The organism is Phyllobacterium sp. P5_D12 (assembly GCF_054049495.1).
The window spans coordinates 1-2,183 of record NZ_JBFUMG010000669.1 but is presented as its reverse complement, the minus strand read 5'-3'; the positions used below and the strand labels follow the sequence as shown (position 1 = coordinate 2,183).

Annotated in this window: 2 protein-coding genes; one reads left to right on the top strand and one right to left on the bottom strand. The window is 57.0% G+C overall.

The genetic code is table 11. From position 1 onward, the window contains the following. Window positions 1-176: 176 nt before the first annotated feature. Window positions 177-1,523 carry an Nramp family divalent metal transporter gene (locus tag ACXJ5O_RS25050; protein WP_457302273.1) on the top strand — a complete coding sequence of 449 codons (1,347 nt, stop codon included), beginning with the start codon at window positions 177-179 and terminating at the stop codon, window positions 1,521-1,523. A gap of 1 nt (window position 1,524) precedes the next feature. Here ACXJ5O_RS25050 and ACXJ5O_RS25045 read toward each other — a convergent pair. Beyond that, window positions 1,525-2,183 (bottom strand): FAD-dependent monooxygenase (locus ACXJ5O_RS25045; RefSeq protein ID WP_457302272.1); only part of this gene is annotated, 659 nt, incomplete at its 5' end.

Below are 2,183 nucleotides of genomic sequence, written 5' to 3'. Positions count from 1 at the left end.
GTGGCTTTATTTCATGACGCATGGTCTCATTCCCTTACATCAAATGACGCCGCCAACGTTTTTATTATCGAGATAATCGCTCCACTTGGCGCTTTCGGCGCAGCTGGGCCCTTGCGGCTGTCGATTTTGTGTATATATAGTTGCGAATGATTTGCAATTGCGATTAGGGGTATTCCATGGATCAACTAGGGCCGGCGGTCGACACGCCCAAGGGCTGGCGACACGCAAGGGGCGAGGCGTCACTGTCAGATGTTCATCGTTCGATCGCCGTGCGGACGAGCGGACCGGGTTGGCGCCGTGCAGCGGCCTTCGTCGGTCCGGGCTATCTGGTCGCCGTGGGCTACATGGACCCTGGCAACTGGGCGACATCGCTCGCCGGGGGATCGAAATTCGGTTACACGCTTCTTGTCGTTGCCCTTGTTTCCAATATCATGGCGATTGTCCTGCAGGCTCTTTGCGCCCGGCTCGCCATAGGCTCGGGCAGGGATCTGGCGCAGGCATGCCGCGATGCCTTTCCAAAGCCAGTTGCCTATACGCTATGGTTTTTGGCGGAAATTGCCATCATAGCTACCGATATCGCCGAAGTTATCGGTACGGCCATCGGTCTCAATCTGATTTTCGGTATTCCGCTTGAAATTGGCGTACTCATCACAGCGCTCGATGTATTTCTTATCCTTTATCTGCAGAAGCTTGGCTTCCGCTGGGTCGAGGCGCTCATCATTACGCTACTCGGTGTCATAGCTGTTTGTTTCGCGATCCAGATTTTCATGGCGGATCCGGAGTGGGGCGCCGTCATCAAGGGTTTTGCACCAACCACGGAGATCGTGACCAATCCGGAGATGCTGTATCTTGCGCTGGGCATTCTCGGTGCGACTGTGATGCCGCACAATCTGTATCTGCATTCAGGTATTGTGCAGACCCGCGATTACGGAAGTACGCTGCCGGAAAAACGTTCTGCATTGAAATACGCAACGATCGATTCCACTTTGGCCCTGATGTTCGCGCTCCTGATCAACGCGTCGATCCTCATTCTTGCTGCTGCAACATTCCACAAGACGGGTCAGACAAACGTCGCAGAACTCGGCGAGGCGCATTCGCTGCTTGCGCCGCTTCTGGGCCTGGCGATAGCACCGACGCTCTTCGGCATTGCTTTGCTCTGCTGCGGCATAAATTCGACTGTAACGGCAACGCTCGCAGGGCAGATTGTCATGGAGGGTTTCCTCCATATCAAGCTCGCGCCGTGGCTGCGGCGGCTGATCACACGCGGCATCGCCATCATTCCGGCATCGATCGTCACGGTCTGGTATGGCGAAAGCGGCACGGCGAAGCTGCTGGTCCTGACGCAGGTGGTCTTGAGCCTTCAGCTATCGTTCGCCGTATTCCCGCTGGTCATGTTCACAGCCAGCAAGGCAAAGATGGGCGCCCTCGTTTCACCGCGCTGGCTCTCCGCATTCGCGATGTTCATCGCCGTGGTAATCGCCCTGCTAAACGTGAAATTGCTAAGCGATTTCGTGCTGGCGTGAATTAGCGCCTGCCTGCCTCCTTGTGCGAAAACCGCCAGCCGCTACCCGGCCGCAGGCCTTCGCGCATGACAAAGCCACGCAGCGGTGAAAAGGCTCGCAAGAGCTCAAGGCCACCGCTGCGAACCATCTGAACCGGCAGGAAATCCGACAGGAGCGAACGGTTCAGCGCGTCCACTGCACCCGTCCGGGCCAGAATGTCCGGGCTTCGCTTGCGATTATATGCAGTTATAACGCTGGCTGCACCGAGGTCCATACCATTGAGCGGCAGARTTTCCAGCAAGGTTTCGACATCCCGAACACCGAGATTGAGGCCCTGTGCGCCGATCGGCGGGAAGACATGGGCCGACTCGCCAGCCAGGAACACGCGGTTGCGGGCGAACGAACTGGGTACAAGACCGGACAGTGGCCAGCTCTGAGGATCGACATCGATGGTTACGGCGCCGAGCATGGATTGCATGCGCTCTTCAACCCGTGTTGCCAGTTGGTCACGCGAAAGTTCGAGCAGTTCCGCTGCATGGGCCGGGGTCGTCACCCAGACAAGGCTTGAACGATTACCCGGTAAGGGCACCTGCGTGAATGGGCCATGTTCTGTATGAAATTCCGTTGAAATATCATGGTGATCGCGCGTATGGCTAAAGCTCAGGACGATGGCAGTCTGAT

Bases quoted from the DNA above. Each gene is read 5' to 3' on its own strand.
- ACXJ5O_RS25050 (WP_457302273.1), top strand. From the start codon at position 177: ATGGATCAACTAGGGCCGGCGGTCGACACGCCCAAGGGCTGGCGACAC.